This is a genomic window from Novosphingobium decolorationis, assembly GCF_018417475.1.
GTDB classification, from domain to species: Bacteria; Pseudomonadota; Alphaproteobacteria; order Sphingomonadales; family Sphingomonadaceae; genus Novosphingobium; species Novosphingobium decolorationis.
This window is the reverse complement of sequence record NZ_CP054856.1, coordinates 1,374,726-1,390,000: the sequence shown is the minus strand read 5'-3', so window position 1 is coordinate 1,390,000 and position 15,275 is coordinate 1,374,726. Positions and strand designations below refer to the sequence as shown.

Annotated in this window: 14 protein-coding genes (1 of these 14 only partly in view); 4 read left to right on the top strand and 10 right to left on the bottom strand. The window is 68.4% G+C overall.

Features of this window, described 5'->3' with window-relative positions; translation table 11 throughout:
- Both HT578_RS06280 and HT578_RS06275 read left to right on the top strand, forming a co-directional pair.
- A protein-coding gene (locus tag HT578_RS06280) for a methyl-accepting chemotaxis protein (RefSeq protein WP_213502770.1) crosses the window boundary here: on the top strand, nucleotides 1–1,232 show its 3' portion. The gene continues 595 nt to the left of window position 1, outside the view; the window shows 1,232 of its 1,827 coding nt (coding positions 596–1,827); its start codon lies off the left edge, out of view; it ends in the stop codon at nucleotides 1,230–1,232.
- 34 nt (nucleotides 1,233–1,266) lie between these two features.
- On the top strand, nucleotides 1,267–2,625 hold the full coding sequence (locus HT578_RS06275) for an alginate export family protein (RefSeq protein ID WP_213502768.1): 1,359 nt from the start codon (nucleotides 1,267–1,269) through the stop codon (nucleotides 2,623–2,625).
- Nucleotides 2,626–2,716: 91 nt separating this feature from the next.
- On the opposite strand, the gene HT578_RS06270 is transcribed toward HT578_RS06275, so the two are convergent.
- From HT578_RS06270 to HT578_RS06240, 7 genes are all read right to left on the bottom strand, one after another.
- Entirely contained in the window at nucleotides 2,717–3,712 is a 996-nt protein-coding gene (locus tag HT578_RS06270) for a type II secretion system F family protein (protein WP_213502766.1), read from the bottom strand.
- A 16-nt stretch (nucleotides 3,713–3,728) separates the two neighbouring features.
- Nucleotides 3,729–4,700, bottom strand: coding sequence for a type II secretion system F family protein (locus tag HT578_RS06265; RefSeq protein WP_213502764.1), 972 nt, complete (start codon nucleotides 4,698–4,700; stop codon nucleotides 3,729–3,731).
- Between the two features lie 82 nt (nucleotides 4,701–4,782).
- On the bottom strand, nucleotides 4,783–6,066 hold the full coding sequence (locus HT578_RS06260) for a pilus assembly protein CpaE (RefSeq protein WP_039392520.1): 1,284 nt from the start codon (nucleotides 6,064–6,066) through the stop codon (nucleotides 4,783–4,785).
- On the bottom strand, nucleotides 6,066–6,734 hold the full coding sequence (locus tag HT578_RS06255) for a CpaD family pilus assembly protein (RefSeq protein WP_338422171.1): 669 nt from the start codon (nucleotides 6,732–6,734) through the stop codon (nucleotides 6,066–6,068). Before HT578_RS06255 ends, HT578_RS06260 begins: the two co-directional genes overlap by 1 nt.
- A 14-nt stretch (nucleotides 6,735–6,748) precedes the next feature.
- Complete coding sequence (locus HT578_RS06250) at nucleotides 6,749–8,338, bottom strand: type II and III secretion system protein family protein (protein WP_213504126.1); 1,590 nt, start codon at nucleotides 8,336–8,338, stop codon at nucleotides 6,749–6,751.
- An 80-nt stretch (nucleotides 8,339–8,418) separates the two neighbouring features.
- Complete coding sequence (gene cpaB, locus HT578_RS06245) at nucleotides 8,419–9,438, bottom strand: Flp pilus assembly protein CpaB (protein ID WP_039392521.1); 1,020 nt, start codon at nucleotides 9,436–9,438, stop codon at nucleotides 8,419–8,421.
- A gap of 79 nt (nucleotides 9,439–9,517) precedes the next feature.
- Complete coding sequence (locus HT578_RS06240; protein WP_239026523.1) at nucleotides 9,518–10,198, bottom strand: A24 family peptidase; 681 nt, start codon at nucleotides 10,196–10,198, stop codon at nucleotides 9,518–9,520.
- An 89-nt stretch (nucleotides 10,199–10,287) separates the two neighbouring features.
- Between HT578_RS06240 and HT578_RS06235 the strand changes: the two genes are divergently transcribed.
- Both HT578_RS06235 and HT578_RS06230 read left to right on the top strand, forming a co-directional pair.
- Nucleotides 10,288–11,286, top strand: a complete 999-nt coding sequence (locus tag HT578_RS06235; RefSeq protein WP_338422183.1) for an alpha/beta fold hydrolase — start codon at nucleotides 10,288–10,290, stop codon at nucleotides 11,284–11,286.
- Nucleotides 11,287–11,291: 5 nt separating this feature from the next.
- On the top strand, nucleotides 11,292–12,383 hold the full coding sequence (locus tag HT578_RS06230; protein WP_213502760.1) for an NAD(P)/FAD-dependent oxidoreductase: 1,092 nt from the start codon (nucleotides 11,292–11,294) through the stop codon (nucleotides 12,381–12,383).
- Nucleotides 12,384–12,387: 4 nt separating this feature from the next.
- Here the strand turns inward: HT578_RS06230 and HT578_RS06225 are convergent, their stop codons facing one another.
- The 3 genes from HT578_RS06225 to thrB all read right to left on the bottom strand — a co-directional run bounded on the left by HT578_RS06225 (nucleotide 12,388) and on the right by thrB (nucleotide 15,266).
- Nucleotides 12,388–13,506 (bottom strand): FUSC family protein, encoded by a 1,119-nt coding sequence (locus tag HT578_RS06225; protein ID WP_239026522.1) that lies wholly within the window; start codon nucleotides 13,504–13,506, stop codon nucleotides 12,388–12,390.
- 334 nt (nucleotides 13,507–13,840) lie between these two features.
- The gene (gene rnhA, locus HT578_RS06220; protein ID WP_039392524.1) at nucleotides 13,841–14,275 is read right to left on the bottom strand and encodes a ribonuclease HI; all 435 of its coding nucleotides are present in this window, start codon (nucleotides 14,273–14,275) and stop codon (nucleotides 13,841–13,843) included.
- 4 nt (nucleotides 14,276–14,279) lie between these two features.
- The gene (gene thrB, locus HT578_RS06215; RefSeq protein WP_213502758.1) at nucleotides 14,280–15,266 is read right to left on the bottom strand and encodes a homoserine kinase; all 987 of its coding nucleotides are present in this window, start codon (nucleotides 15,264–15,266) and stop codon (nucleotides 14,280–14,282) included.
- Between the last annotated feature and the right edge of the window lie 9 nt (nucleotides 15,267–15,275).

Here is a 15,275-nt window from a genome sequence, read left to right as displayed (position 1 = left end):
GCGTGCGGCGCAGCATCGTGGGCGAACTGGGCGATATCCGCTCGGCCATTGCCCGGGTGGAAGATGGCGGGGCCGAATTCACCGTTCCGCATCTGCACCGAAGCGATGAAATCGGCGACCTCGCCCGCGTTGCCGAGCGCCTGCAGGTGATGACCCGCGCCAAGGCCGACAGCGATGCGCGCACGCACGCGATGATCGAGATGGTCGGAGCCCAGCTGAGTGCGCTTGCCGAAGGCGATCTCACCGCCGAACTGCCGGACATTGGCAGCACGTACGGCCGCCTGCGCGCCGATTTCAACACCATGGCCGGACGCCTGCGCGAAGCCCTGCTGGCGGTCTCGCACGCGATCCATGCGATCCACACGGGCGCGCGCGAGATCAACGATGCCTCGAGCGATTTCGCCACCCGCACCGAACAGCACGCGAGCGACCTGGGCGAAGCGGCCGAGCGCATCCGCGACCTGAGCGGCGACATCAGTTCCACCGCCTCGGAAGCCACCACGGCGCACCGCAGCGTTGTGGCGGCCGTCGAGGAGGCCCAGTCGGGCGGGAAGATCGTGTCCGATGCGGTGGCCGCCATGCAATCGATCGATCACTCGACCGCCGAGATCAAGAAGATCATCTCGGTCATCGACGGGATCGCCTTCCAGACCAACCTGCTGGCCCTGAACGCGGGGGTGGAGGCCGCCCGTGCGGGCGAGATGGGCAAGGGCTTCGCGGTGGTCGCCACCGAGGTGCGCGCGCTTGCCCAGCGTTCGGCCGATGCCGCGCGCGAAGTGCGCGAACTGATCGAGACGAGTTCGGTCCAGGTCGCCTCCGGGGTTGTCATGGTGAACGATACCGGCGCCGCGCTCGATCGCATCATCGAGAGCATTGCCTCGGCAACGCAGCTCGTGACCTCGATCGCGGATTCCTCGCAGGTGCAGTCGGGCAAGCTGCGCCAGACGACCGAGACCATCAGCGCCATGGACCGCATCACGCAGCAGAACGCGGCCATGATCGAGGAAAGTACCGCCGCCGCGCGCAGCTTGTCGAGCGAGGCGGACCGGCTGTCCGAACTGGTCGGCAAGTTCAAGCTGGGCGCGGGCGAAGTCGTCCAGCTGCATGGGCCCTCTCTTGCCCGCCCAAAGTTCGCGCGCGCACCCGTGGCGCAGGCGGCCCAGCCTTATGCCACGGTCGGATCGGCGGCGCTGCAGCCCATGGCCAGCGATGGGCAGTGGGATGAGTTCTGAAGGCGTGCGCGGGATTGGCGGAAAGGTGTCTGCCATGAATGTCCCCTCCACGGCGCGGACACGCGCGGCCCTGCGCTGCGGGCTCCTCGCCGGAATGGCGCTGGGCTTCAGTCCGTCGGCCGGGGCGCAGGAGGCTGCGGGGGCGGGGGACCTCGACCTGTCGGGCAGTGTGCGGGTCCGTTACGAGGCCTACGACAATGGCTATCGCAGTTCGGGCGCGCGCTCGGACGATGCGCTGACCATCCGGACAAGCATCGTGGCCAAGTACACGCGGGGGCGGTTTCGCGTCGGTGCCGAAATCCGCGATTCGCGCGGCTATGCCATCGACCTCGATACGCCAATCAGTTCCGCGCACATCGACCCGTTGCAGGTCCCCCAACTCTATGTGGGACTGGACGTTTCGGAGCAGGTCTCGGTGACGGCCGGGCGCATGGTGCTCAATTTCGGGAGCAAGCGGCTTGTCGGCGATCCGGGCTGGCGCAACGCGGCCAACGCCTTTACCGGCGCGCGCCTCGACTGGCAGGGCCCTGAGGGGAAGGAGCGCCTGAGCGTCTTCTACACCCTGCCCGACAAGCGCCATCCCGACACTAAGGGAGAGGTCATTGCGAACGCCTGGTCGGTGGATACCGAGGGCTTCGACCTGCGTTTCTGGGGCGCCTTTGCCGCGGCGCAGCGGGGACCTGTGGCGCTGGAAGCCTATGCCTTCCTGCTCGACGAGCGCGACGATGCCACGCATGCCACCCGCAACCGGCACTTGCGCACCTTTGGAGGACGTCTCCAGGTGCCCGAGGCGGGGCGCTGGGATCTCGAACTGGAAGCCGCGCTCCAGCTGGGGCGGATCCGCACGTCGCGCGACGATGGTGCGCCCAGCGTTCCGGTGCGCGCGTACATGGCCCATGCCGAGGCGGGCTATACGCTGCCCGGATCGCTCGACGCACGGCTCTCGCTCCAGGCCGACATGGCGAGCGGGGACAAGGCGGGAACAGCGCGCCACGAACGCTTCGATTCGCTCTATGGCCCGCGCCGGAGCGATTGGGGGCCGACGTCGCTTTATGGTCCGCTGGGCTACAGCAATGTCCGCAGTCTGGGCGTGCGGGCACAGATCGCGCCGTCCAGGCGTTTCGATGCCTTCGTCGACTGGCGCCGCTTGTGGCTGGATTCGCGGGACGATGCCTTTGCCTTTACCGGCATTCGCGATGCGAGCGGTGCCAGTGGGCGCGATGGCGGGAGCCAGGTGCAGGCCCGCGTGCGCTACTGGCTCATCCCCAAGCGCATCAAGGTCGATCTCGGCGCGGCCTGGCTCGACAAGGGCGCGTTCCTGAAGCGTGCGCCCAACGTGCAGGAGCGGGGCGACACCCATTACGGCTATGGGGACATCTACTTCCTGTTCTGATGGCCCGCCCGCGCGCCGCAATCCCTACGAAAAAGCCCCCTCCACGCACAATGCGGGGAGGGGGCTTTTTCGTGCGGTCGGGCGGGGCGCTCTAGTCGCCGCCGAAGGCGTCGGCGATCGAGCAGGCCGCGGGGCCCAGGATGACCACGAAGAGCGTGGGCAGGATGAACAGGATCAGCGGCACGGTCATGATCGCGGGCAGGCGCGCGGCCTTTTCCTCGGCGCGCATCATGCGCTCGTTGCGGAATTCGGCCGAGAGCACGCGCAGCGCCGAGGCGAGCGGGGTGCCGTAGCGTTCGGTCTGGATCATCGTCGTCACCACGCCCTTCACCGCGTCGAGATTGACGCGCCAGGCGAGGTTCTCGAAGGCCTGGCGGCGTTCGGTCAGGAACGAGAGCTCGATCGAGGTGAGCGAGAATTCATCGCCCAGTTCCGGGTAGGCGCGCCCCAGTTCGCGCGCGACGCGGTCGAAGGCGGCGTCGACGGTGAGGCCGGCTTCGGCGCAGATGACGAGCAGGTCGAGCGCGTCGGGAAGGCCCTTGCGGATCGCGTCGGTGCGCTTGGTGGCAATGTTCTGGATGAACAGGTCCGGGCCCTTGTAGCCCGCCAGCAGCATCGCGGCAAAGCCGCCAAAGCGCTTGAAGCTGCTCCAGTCGGGGAAGTAGTCGATGCCGTAGATGACGATCGCGGCGGTGCCGCCGAGCAGGATCGGCAGGACCAGGCGTCCGAACACGACGGCGACGGCCCACTGCTTGTCGCGGATGCCCGCATGGGCGAGCTTCTGCTGGATCTCCTTGAGCTGGCTGCCCTGCAGGACCTTCAGGCTGGCCAGGATCCGGCCCATCTTGTCGGTCGCCTCGTTGCGCTTGACGAGGCTCTGGCGCTTGCGCGCGCCGGTGCTGATGCCGGCCTTGAGCTGTTCGCGGCGGGCGTTGAGGGCCCGCACGCGCTTGGCCATGGGATCGCGCACGGTGAGCGCGGTGTAGATCGCGTACATCGTCGCCATCGCCGCGATCATCGCGAGGAAGGTGCCGACGAGGATGACGTCAAAGCCCAGGATGGTAGGGCCGGTGGGTTGCTCGAGCATGGGTCGTGTTCCTCGCTCAGATCTCGAAGCTGACCATCTTGGCCATGATGAAGGCGCCGATCCCCATCCAGACCGCGCCGCCCATGCCCGCGACCATCAGCCGCTCGTCGATGAAGAATTCGCCGACGTAGCTCGGGTTGACCATCCAGATCATGCCGAAGACGAGGAAGGGCAGGGCGCCCACGATGTAGGCCGAGGCCTTCGATTCCGAGCTCATGGCGCGAATCTTGAGCTTCATCTGCGCGCGCTTGCGCAGCACGTCGGCCAGGTTGGCCAGCGTCTCGGCGAGGTTGCCGCCGGTCTCGCGCTGGATCGCGAGGGTGATGCAGAAGAAGTTGAATTCCGGGATGGAGAGACGGTCGGCGGTTTCCTGGAGGGCATCCTCCATGGTCTTGCCGATCTTGATGCGTTCGGTGATGAGCTTGAACTCCTGACCGACCGGGCCGGGGACTTCCTTGGCCACGACGGTGAGGGTCTCGGTGACGGGAAGCCCTGAGCGCAGGCCGCGCACCAGGAGTTCGATGGCGTCGGGAAACTTGGTGATGAAGTTGTTGGTGCGCTTGTTGATCATCATGTTCAGGACGACGTGCGGAATGCCCGCGCCCGCGAACAGGCCGATGCCCAGCGCCAGCAGCGCCGCGCCGGTCTTGAGGTAGAGGAGCAGCGTCACCGTCACGGCAATGCCCAGCGAGCCGTAGAGGTACTGCGACAAGGTCCACGACAGGCCCGAACGCATCAGCCGCAGGTCAAGCGCCTCGAGCTGCGAGCCCGAGCCGGCGATACGGTGCATCTTGGGGCGCCGCGCGGCGACGGCCTTGCGCATCTGCGCCTCGACCCGGTCATTCGTGCTCTGCGAGTGGCGGAAACGCACGGCCTTCAGGCGGCGCGCGCCCTCCTTGCTCGGCGAGGGGCCCGAGAAGGCCAGGTAGACAAGCACCATCACGCCCATGAGGCCGCCTGCGAACAGGATGAGCTGGAGAGGGTTCATCGCCTTTGCGGTCCTTTACGTCACTGCGTCGTCGTTGCGACAGGGGACGCGTGCGTGCGCCGCGTCCCCGTAAGCCGGTGCATCACTGCGCCTGCGCGCTCGCCTTCTTGGTGCCCATGCCCGACATGAACGACTTGAGATCGAGCTTGTCGAAGAGCGAGGCCTTCTTGCCCTCGCCCGCGTCCTGGACGTCGTCGCGGCCTTCGAGAATGAGCTGCGAGAGATCGCGCATCGCGGAGCCCGCCTTGGTGGTGCGGTTGGCATCAGCGAAGGTCTGCCCCAGCTTCGCCGCGAGCGCGGCGGCCTTGGCGTCGTAGGGGATGGTGAGCGCGACCTTGGCCTCGATCGAGGCCTCGAAGTCGGCCTTGCCGATCTCGCTGACCGCGGACTGGACCTTGTTGGCCACCACGATCACGCGCGCCTGGGGGGCGTTGGTGCGCAGCCAGGAGAGGATGCGGATCGAATCGCGCGCCGAGGCCAGCGTGTACTCGGTCACCAGCACGACCACGTTCACATCGTTCACCAGCTGCGGGAAGTTGATGAGCATGTTGCGCGGCATGTCGATGACGGTGGCCTCGAATGCCTCGCGGAATTCCTCCTCGAGCTGGAGGAAGGCCGCGCCGTCGGTCATCAGCGGGCTCGAGATCGGGGCCTCGGCCGAGAGGATCGCGAGATTGTCGTTGGCGCGGATCATGGCGCGTTCGATGAACAGGCCGTCGATACGGCTCGGGCTCTCGATCGCGTCGGTGAGGCCGCGGCCCGGTTCGAGGTCCAAGCAGAGCGCGCCGGTCCCGAAGTGGATGTCGAGATCGAGCAGTGCGGTCGGCAGCTTGTTGTCCGCGCTCAGCAGCCAGGCCAGCGAGGTGGCGATGGTCGAGGCACCTACGCCCCCGCGCGTGCCGATCACCGCGGTCGAGACGTGCTGCCCCGCGCCCGCGCCGTCATGGCTCTTGGGCGCGGCGTAGACCGCCTGGGCCTGGGCCAGCGAATCGCGCACCTGGGCGGGCGAGAGCGGCTTCAGCAGGTAGTCGTGGATGCCGCTGGCGATGAGGTCGCGGTAGAGGCGCACATCGTTGACCTGGCCGACCGAGATCACGATCGTACCCGGCTCGCACACTTCGGCGAGCGCGTTGATGTCGCTGAGCGGATCGCCGCTTTCCGACAGGTCGACCATCAGGATGTTGGGCGAGGCGGTGATCGAGAGCGACTGGATGGCGTTACGCAGGCCACCCTTGTTGCACTTCTCGGGCTGCCAGCCCATTTCCATCGCAATCGGACGGATCACGTCAAGCGAGGCCTCGTCGCACAGGTAGGCGGCGAACTGGTCGCGGCCATTGCCGCCTCCCGATTTCCAGGGTGCGTTCATCACTGGGCTCCCGTCGTGGTGCTGGCTGTGGTCACGGTGTTGCCGTTGCCGGTGGGGGCGGCCTCGCGGTAGGCCTGGATCGCCTTGGTCGAGGTCATCGCGTTGGTCTCTCCATCGCCCTCGGCGCCATGCAGCAGATCCTCGGGATCGGCGACCATGGCGGCAAGGTTGGAATTGGTGGCGCAGCCGTAGTTACTGGAGAGGCCGTTGCCCGGGTTGAAGTCGGAATTGCTCTTCCACGACGGGCAGCTGGGCACCGAGGCCTGCATGCGCGCGATGACCACGCGCAGCGTGCCGGGCTGGATGTAGCCCTCGGTGATCGGGGCGCCCTCGGCCATGAGGATGCCGCGGCGCTCGGCGAGCACGGCAATCGCCTGGCGCGCGGCGGCGCTGGTGGCCGGGTCATCGACGTAGAGCTTGTCGCCGTACTTCAGGTCCATCGCATCGAGCCAGCCGGACAGACGCTGGGCTTCGCCATAGGCGAGGCCGCCGCCGTCGGCATTGAGGTCGAGCGTGTAGTTGACCTGCTGCACCACGGGCTGGTGCTCGGAATACATCGTGCGGTTGGTGGGGATGCCGCCCATGCACCCGGCGAGTGCGGGGGCAAGAGCGAGAACGAGGGCGCCGGCGGCAAGCGGACGCGCGCGGGTGGCAAAAGGCATGCGCATGGTGGTCAGCTCTCTCACTTGAGGGTGAAGCCGGGCTTGGCGGTGTCGTCGGCGGCCGTGCGCGTGCGCGGCTGCGCCTGTGCCTGGGGCGTTGCGTCCAGCGCGCCGACGTCGACGCCAGGCGCGGGGGCGGGCGCGGCGCCGCGCGAGGGACCCGGGCGCTGGGTGGGGCCCGAACCGTCGCTCTGCTGGTTGCCGAGCAGGCGCTGCAGTTCGTTGGGCGCGCTGTAGCCATCGGTCGGCAGGACGATCTGCGAGGGATCGACCGGCTTCACCAGATACGGCGTGATCACGATGACAAGCTCGGTCTCGCCGCGGTTGTAGCCGGTCGAGCGGAACAGCGAGCCCAGGATCGGGATATCACCGGCGCCGGGCATCTTGGTGATCGTGTTCGAGGTGTTGTTGCTGAGCAGGCCCGCGATCATGAAGCTCTGGCCCGAGCCCAGTTCGACCGTGGTTTCGGTGCGCCGCGTGGTCAGCGAAGGGACCTCGAAGCCGTTGAGCGTGACCGAACCCTGGCTCGAGAGGTCCGAGACCTCGGGGCGCACGCGCAGCGAGATGCGCCCGTTGGCGAGCACGGTGGGCGTGTAGCTGAGGCTGACGCCGTAGTTCTTGTACTCGATCGAGGTGGCGCCCAGGCCCTGGCTGATCGGGATCGGGAATTCGCCGCCCGCGAGGAACTCGGCGGTCTCGCCCGAAAGCGCGGTCAGGTTGGGCTGCGCGAGGCTGGTGACGAGACCCACGGTCTCACCTGCGTCGAGCGCGCCCAGAATGTCGAGCCCGAACAGGCGTCCGGCCATGCCCAGCGTGGTGCCGGTGCCCAGCTGGTTGACGGCGGTGCCCGGAATCTGCGTGAGTTCGCCCGTGATCGGGTCGATCACGCTGTCGGTCGGGATGTTGCCGACCCCGAGGGTGCGGCCCGGCGCGAAGACGCCCTGGTTGTCGATCGGCGCGTTCTGGCCGATGCCGAACTTGAAGCCGCCGGTTGAATCCATCGTCGTCAGGCGCGAGCCGATGGTCTTGACCAGCGAGCGGCTGACTTCGGCGATGCGCACCTGCAGGTTGACCTGCAAGGGCGTGGCCGTGCGCAGGCGGCTGATGACGTTGGCCTCCTTGCCGACGTAGGCCTGGACCAGGCGTTCGGCCTCGGCGGCGTCCTCGGGCGACTTGATCGTGCCGGTGAGGAGGAAGGTGTTGGTGCCCATCGAGGAGACCGTGATCTTCGCCTCGGGCATGGCCAGGCGCAGCATCGAATCGACGCTGTCGAAATTCGAGCCGACGCGCACGTTGGCCGACCAGATGACCTGGCCTGCGCGGTTGCTGGCGTAGACCGTGGTCGTCCCGCCGCCCTTGCCGAAGACGTAGAGCTGGTTGGTCGACTTGACCTGGACGTCGGCGATCGCCTCGTTGGCGACGAAGACGTCGGCCATCGTGCCCGGAACGGTGACGAGCTGGCCGTTGCCGATCGAGAGGGCGATGTCCTGCGCGGGCGTCGAGATCGACTGGGCCGCGGCCGGGGCGAGCGGTGCGAGCGCGCCGAGGGTGGCCAGCGGGGCGACCAGGCAGGTGGCGCGGAGCAGGGAGGGGAAGAGGCGGCGCTTCATGGCTGTGCCCTTTGCGGTTGCCGGGTGGCCGGCGTCGGCGGGACGCGCGGACTTGCGGAATGTGCGTGCGGTCATGGTGCTTACTTCCCGGCCGGTTCGGCGGTGGTGACCTTGCCGCGGGTGACGCGCACCACGGGGCCGGAATAGCCCTGGGGCGCGGCGGCGGGCGAACCGCCGGCCATCTGCGGCGCGGACATCATCGGGCCCGAGCCCGAGCCCGAGCCGGACGGCGCGGGACGGCTCGTGCGCTGGAAGCGCGAGACGTCGCCGCCGGTGACGTAAGTGGTGTTGCCCTCGATCGGGCGGGTCATGGCCTGGCGCATGAGGGTTTCCTCCTGCTCCTTGGTGGCGCCCTCGGGCACCTCGACTTCGCCGCTCGCAAGGATGCGTTCGAATTCGCCCTGGTTGTCCGCGATCGAGCGCAGCGAGAGGCTGAGCGCGCCGATTTCCTCGGCCACCGAGATCTTCTCGGCGATGCGCGGGGTGACCTCGAGCGTGACCGTGCGGAAGGCGCGGACCACGGTCTTGCCGTCCTCGACCTCGTTGTTGGTGGTCTGGTCGGTGGCGAGCACGCGCAGGTTGCGCAGGATCGTCTCGGTGGTGTTGAGCGGTTCGCCTTCACCCTTGACCTGCTGGGTGAGCATCATGTCGACCCGGTCGCCCGGGAACACGAAGCCGCCCACGCCCGTCTTGGCCGAAACCGAGATGGTGACCGCGCGCATGCCCGGGCCGAGCGCGGCGGCGAGGAAGCCGCGGTCGCCCGGCGCGACGAGCGCACCCTGGGTGACCGGCTGCCCGGCGGTGATCGGGTAACGCACGACGGTGCCCAGGAGCTTGGCCATGTCCGCCTCGCCGTCGAGGAAGTAGACGTCCTTCACGAGTTCGGCGGGCCAGTCCTGGAAGGACATCGCATCGGCGGTGAGGATGGTCCCCACCGGAAGTGCCCGCTGGGCGACGAGGACCTTGGGCCCTGCGGGCTTGACCGCCACGGCCTCTGCCTGGGGAGCCGAGGCTCCGGCAAACATCGAGCGCGCTGCAAATGCGGTGCCGGCTGCGACGAAAAGCGCAACGACCAGCAGCAGCAGCTTCTTTCTATCCATGGCTGTTCAAGCCCCCTGAAAATCCGATCTTGGTGAGTTACCTTGTCGGGACAATTGGTTAAAATCGGGTCAATCGAGATTAGTTTACGGTGGATGACACCGCCGCACTGGCCAGGGCCTGCTGGGCGAGCACCCAGATGCCCGCAAGCGCGATGGCGACCCCGTAAGGCACGCGCATCCGCGCTTTCTGGCGCTGTACGAGGTGCACGAAGCCGAGCGCGAATCCGCCGAGCAGCGCCAGCACCACAAGCGCGATGATCCAGCCTGCGGGAAGCACGTCGCGAATCGATTGCAGCGCGGCGCTCGAAAGGAGCGGGCGTCCGGTGGCCAGCGCGATCAGAACCGCCAGCGCGCCGCCCACCCACAGCGCCGAAGCGCCCAGCGCCAGCGCGCTTCGCACGGATTCGCCGGGCCGCCGGTCGAGGTTCCAGGCCGCCATCGCAACCGAACCGGCTCCCCCCAGCAGGGCCATCAGCACGACCAGCTGCAGGAAGGGGGCGGGCGCGAACCAGAGCGCAAGCGCGGTTAAAAGTTTGACATCGCCGCCACCCATCTGGCGCACGACGAAGAGGGCGCAGGTCACCACGAAGGTGACGAGCGCGAGCGCGAGCTGAAAGCCCACGTCCCACCAGCCGAGGCCGGTCGCCAGCCACCACAGCGGGGCCGCCAGCGCGATGGCCAGATTAAGTGTGTTATCTATCTCGCGGCGTTTGATGTCGGTGACCGCGGCGACCAGCAGGGCAGTTGCCAAGGCCGCCATCAAAGCGTACGAAAATATGCCGCCTGGCATCGAAGTCCCCCCTGTGGAGGGTCCCGTCTAGCGGTCATCACTTACCAAAACGTAATTACCTGCCCGAGGTCCCCATTAGCCACTCGATTGACGCGACGGACGCAGCCGCACGGGTTCGGCGCGAAGTCCCGGCCGATGCGCGCGAATCGCGTTGGACGGCCGCGGATGGCTGGGAAATCCGCGTTCTCGAGGTTCCCGCGCGCGGCGCGTCCTGGCGCCGTCGCGGCGCGATCCTGTTCATGCCCGGACGGGGCGACTGCTACGAGAAGTGGCTCGAATCGCTCAATGATTGGGCCGATTCGGGCTGGTCGGTAGTCTCGGCGGACTGGCGCGGACAGGGCCTCAGCGGACGCCTGGGCGGCGATGCGACGACCGGCCATATCGACGACTTCGCGACCTGGCTTGCCGACTACGCCGGGATCTGGGACGCGTTCGTCGCGCCGCAGCCCGGCCCCCATGTCGCCGTCGGCCATTCGATGGGCGGCAACCTGGTCCTGCGCGCGGTCGCGGAAAAGCGCATTGCACCCGCCGCCGTGGTCCTTTCCGCGCCGATGCTGGGGCTCCATCCGACCTGGGCGCCCAATGCCCTGCTGGCCCCTGTCGCCAAGGCGATATGTGCGGTGCGCGGGCGAACGGCGCGGGCCTGGAGCGGGAGCGAGCGGCCCGAACTGGTCAAGCGCGCGCGCCAGCACCTCCTCACCCACGACGCGGCGCGCTACGCCGACGAGCAGTGGTGGTACCAGCAACGCCCCGGCCTCGTCATGGGCCCGGCGAGCTGGGGCTGGATTGGCGCGGCCATCGCCTCGATCCGCGCGCTGGAGCGGCGCGGCGTGCTCGAAAAGGTGCGCGTGCCTGTGCAGATCCTCGCCACGCGCCGCGACGGCCTGGTCTCCTGGCCCGCCATCCGCAGCGCAGCCGGGCGCCTGCCGGCGGGCGAGCTTGTCGCCTACGACGAGGGCTGCGCGCACGAGATCCTGCGCGAGGCCGATCCGGTGCGCGCACATGCACTTGCCGAAATCGAGGCTTTCCTGGACCGGGTCGCACCGGCTAGGGGCTGAGCCCTATGTCCCAGAAGTTTGATATTGCCGTCATCGGCGCGGGGATGGCCGGCGCCTCGCTGGCCGCCGCGCTCGCCGCCCGTGGGGGCGCCAGTGTCTGCCTCGTGGAGGGCGAGGATGCGCCCGGCTACCATGCCACCGGCCGCTCGGCCGCGTTCTGGGTGGAGAGCTATGGCGGGCCGGGCGTACAGCCGCTGACCGCCGCATCGGGCCCGGCGCTTCATGACCTGGGTGTTCTCACTGCGCGCCATGGCCTCACCATCGGCCGCGCCGATCAGGCGGGCGAGGTCGCCGCCTTCGCGCAGACCTTCCGCGCGATGGACGTCGAGGTGGAGGAGCTGGACCGCGCCGAGATCGCGCGCCGCATCCCGGGCCTCAGGCCCGCGTGGACGCACGGCGCGCTCGAGCCCACGACCTGCGACATCGACGTGGCGCGCCTGCACCAGCATTATCTGGCCGCCGCGCGCCAGGCGGGCACGCCGATCCGGTGCCGGGCGTCCTTGCGCGCCGCGCGCCGGGAGCAGGGAGGCTGGCGTCTGGATCTGGCCGACGGCGCTACGCTGGAGGCGGGCATCCTTGTCAACGCGGCGGGCGCCTGGGCGGACAGCGTGGCGCAGATGGCCGGGGCGCGAGCGCTCGGCATTACCCCGCTTCGCCGCACCATTGCCCAGCTCGTGCTGGACGCGCCCGTGCCCGAGGACCTGCCGCTTGTCCTCGACATTGCCGGCGGCTTCTACTTCAAGCCCGAGAACGGGCGCCTGTGGCTGAGCCCGCATGACGAGACGCCCAGCGCCCCGTGCGATGCCGCGCCCGAAGAGCTGGACATCGCGCTGGCCATCGACCGCTTCGAGAAGGTGGTGGACTGGCGCATCGCGCGCGTCGAGCACCGCTGGGCGGGCTTGCGCTCCTTCGCGCCCGACCGTCTGCCGGTCTACGGCTTCGATACGGAGGTGGAGGGCTTCTTCTGGTGCGCAGGGCAGGGCGGCTTTGGCATCCAGACCGCCCCTGCAGGCGCGGATCTCGCCGCGCGGCTGCTGCTGGGCGAGGCTGCGGGCGCGGTCGATCCGGCGCCCTACAGCCCCTTGCGTTTTAGCTGAGAGGTCAGGCTGCGGCGGCGGACGCCGTGGCCTTGGCCTTTTCGGCCGCCGCGCTGTGCAGGCGCTTGGCGATGAAGTGCCAGGACAGCAGCGCGGGCTCGAGCATGGCCATGCCCACAGCAATGCCGAGCAGGCGCTCCATCGCGACCCCGGCCTCGATCTGGCTGTAGCTGTCGGGGACGAGCGCGGTGAGGAGTGCAATCGAGAATTGCAGGCCCACGTACTGCGTCGCCTTGCCGCCCGTTTCCAGGTGACGGCCCAGGAACAGGCCGAAGCAGGTGCCCGCGATGATCACCGCGACATTGCCATGCGCAAGGACCAGGAGGCCGATGGCGAGGAGCCCGGCCGCGACGCAGCCGATGGCGCGGTGCAGGAGGCGGCGGCTGACGGGGACGAGCCCGCTCTGGCCAAGCCCGGCGACCGGCACGATCATCACCGCCATGATGGTGATCGCGGCCTGGGTCAGTTCGGGCACCTTCACGAAGTGGTAGAGGAGGGGCAGGGCGGCGAGCGCGATGCCGGTCTGCGCGGCGTGGCGCGCGGCGGTCGCGTTCCAGCGCATGCGCTCCGGGCGCGCCTTGCGGTTGGCGAGCCAGTCCTTGCCCGAGATGAGCGCGGCGCCCAGGCTGACCACGACGCAGGCCAGCGTGCCCGCGCCCACTTCGATGACGCGGGTGAAGGCGAGCTCGAAGGTGGCAAGGTCAGGATTGGCGAGCTTGTCGAGCAGGACGATCTCGAAGGTCAGGCCGAACAGGAACCAGGCGTAGGCGCGGCGACCCGTCAGCATGCCGTAAAGGCCCATGCCGCCGACGAGGCCAGCGCTCAGCACGGCGACCACCAGCGAGTGCAGGGCCAGCGGCGCCAGCATCAGCGCGAGCGCGCCGCCCGCCAGCGTGCCGACCATGCGCATCGCGCCGCGCAGCAGCGTTTCCAGGGTGTCGCTCTTCAGAAGCACCAGCGCGGACACCGCCGCCCAGTTGACCATGCGCGCATCGGCAAGCTGCGCGAGCACGATGGCCAGCATGACCGAGAGCACGCAGGCAATCTCGTCGGCCATGCGGGGGCCCGGACGGGTCAGTTCGCGCAGTTCGTTCTGCACATGCGATGTGATCAGCTTCACCATGCCGCTGATTATGGGCCGATCGGGGCGCCCTTAGAAGGTGGGTGCAGTTGCATAGAGCGCACGAGTGACTTGCAATTTCGCAAATGCAGCGAAAACCTTCGCACTTGCGGCATATCGGAGGCGGAGCGCGGGCCTCGCGTCTTCGAGAGAGGCCAAAGAAATTTCGTGTCGTGCGGGCAACAGGGCCCGAAAGCGGGGCGGGATACGCAAGGCCCCCGCGAATCCGGGGATCGCGGGGGCCGACTCTGTGCTTCGTTGCGTTTTGCGCAATCAAATTTCAGCGCGTGCAATCGCTCGCCGTGGCGACGTGGGAGGCCGCCTGTCCCGGGGGCGCTCAGGCCACCGATTTGGCCGCGTCGCTGGCGAGCTGGTCGACGCGTTCGTTTTCCGCATGTCCATTGTGCCCGCGCACCCACTGCCAGGTGATCTTGTGCGGCTTGGTCGCGGCGAGCATCTCGCGCCAGAGTTCGGCGTTGGCGACGGGCTGGCGCGAGGCGTTGACCCAGCCCTTCTTCTGCCAGCCATGGACCCACTTGGTGATCCCGTCGATGACGTACTTGCTGTCGGTGCACAGGACGATCTCGCAGGGCTGGTTGAGCACTTCGAGCGCCTTGATGACCGCGGTCATCTCCATGCGGTTGTTGGTCGTCTGGGCTTCCGAGCCCGACATTTCCTTCTCGTGCTCGCCCATGCGCAGGAGCGCGCCCCAGCCACCGGGGCCGGGATTGCCCTTGCAGGCGCCGTCGGTGAAGATCTCGATTTTCTTCATCGCCTCAGGCTTCCTTCGCGAAGAGGTCGCGGTTTTCCGCGCTCGCGTAGAAGTCGAGCCGCCGCGCGAAGGCGAGCGGGTCCTTGGGAGTGACGAGCGCGTCCTCGGGGGTGTTCATCCAGTCGTAGGCGCGCGTCGACAGGAAGCGCATCGCAGCGGCGCGGGCCAGCAGCGGGAGCGCGGCGCGTTCCTCGTCCGAGAGCGGACGCACACTTTCGTAACCTTCCAGGAGCGCGCGCGAGATCTCGGGATCGAAGCGCGTGCCGTCGTCGCTGAAGCACCAGGCCGCGTGGGTCACGGCGACGTCGTAGGCCAGGATGTCGGTGCAGGCGAAGTAGAAGTCGATGAGGCCGGTCACCTCCTCGCCCAGCATCAGCACGTTGTCCGGGAAGAGGTCGGCGTGGACCACGCCCTCGGGCAGGCCGAGCGGCCAGCCCAGGGTCAGGCTGGTCAGCTCGCGCTTGACGATGCGGGCCAGCTCGGGATGGATGAGGTTGAGGCCTTCCTCGCCGCAGTCGGTCAGAAGCTGGTTCCACCGGGCAAGGCCCATGGTGTTGGTGCGCCGCTGCGGGAAGCTGGCGGCGGCGAGGTGCACCTTGGCGAGCGCCGCGCCCACCGAACGGGCCTGGCCCGGGGTGGGTTCGCTCACCGAGACGCCGGGCAGGAACTCGATCAGGGCGAGCGCCTTGCCTTCGTGGAAACGGTGGCTGGCGCCCTCGCGGTCATGGATCGTGCGCGGCACCGGGCAATCGTTGGCGGCGAGGTGGTCGAGCAGGTCGAGGAAGAAGGGCAGGTCCTCGACGTCGGTGCGCTCCTCGTACATCGTAAGGATGTAGCGGCGCGGCTCGTCCTCGCCGCGCTGGGCCTCCAGCAGCCAGTTGCTGTTCGAAACGCCCTCGGCGATGCCCTTGGCGGAAAGCAGGGTGCCCACGTCGAAGGCATCGACGATCGCGGCCATGTCTTCCGCGCCGATTCGTGTGTAAACGGCCATGTCTTTATG

Excerpts from the sequence above, each read along its gene's own strand:
- HT578_RS06275 (WP_213502768.1), top strand. The coding sequence starts at position 1,267 with ATGAATGTCCCCTCCACGGCGCGGACACGCGCGGCCCTGCGCTGCGGG.
- HT578_RS06270 (WP_213502766.1), bottom strand. The coding sequence starts at position 3,712 with ATGCTCGAGCAACCCACCGGCCCTACCATCCTGGGCTTTGACGTCATC.
- HT578_RS06265 (WP_213502764.1), bottom strand. The coding sequence starts at position 4,700 with ATGAACCCTCTCCAGCTCATCCTGTTCGCAGGCGGCCTCATGGGCGTG.
- HT578_RS06260 (WP_039392520.1), bottom strand. The coding sequence starts at position 6,066 with ATGAACGCACCCTGGAAATCGGGAGGCGGCAATGGCCGCGACCAGTTC.
- HT578_RS06255 (WP_338422171.1), bottom strand. The coding sequence starts at position 6,734 with ATGCGCATGCCTTTTGCCACCCGCGCGCGTCCGCTTGCCGCCGGCGCC.
- HT578_RS06250 (WP_213504126.1), bottom strand. The coding sequence starts at position 8,338 with ATGAAGCGCCGCCTCTTCCCCTCCCTGCTCCGCGCCACCTGCCTGGTC.
- cpaB (WP_039392521.1), bottom strand. The coding sequence starts at position 9,438 with ATGGATAGAAAGAAGCTGCTGCTGCTGGTCGTTGCGCTTTTCGTCGCA.
- HT578_RS06240 (WP_239026523.1), bottom strand. The coding sequence starts at position 10,198 with ATGGCGGCCTTGGCAACTGCCCTGCTGGTCGCCGCGGTCACCGACATC.
- HT578_RS06230 (WP_213502760.1), top strand. The coding sequence starts at position 11,292 with ATGTCCCAGAAGTTTGATATTGCCGTCATCGGCGCGGGGATGGCCGGC.
- HT578_RS06225 (WP_239026522.1), bottom strand. The coding sequence starts at position 13,506 with ATGGTGAAGCTGATCACATCGCATGTGCAGAACGAACTGCGCGAACTG.
- rnhA (WP_039392524.1), bottom strand. The coding sequence starts at position 14,275 with ATGAAGAAAATCGAGATCTTCACCGACGGCGCCTGCAAGGGCAATCCC.
- thrB (WP_213502758.1), bottom strand. The coding sequence starts at position 15,266 with ATGGCCGTTTACACACGAATCGGCGCGGAAGACATGGCCGCGATCGTC.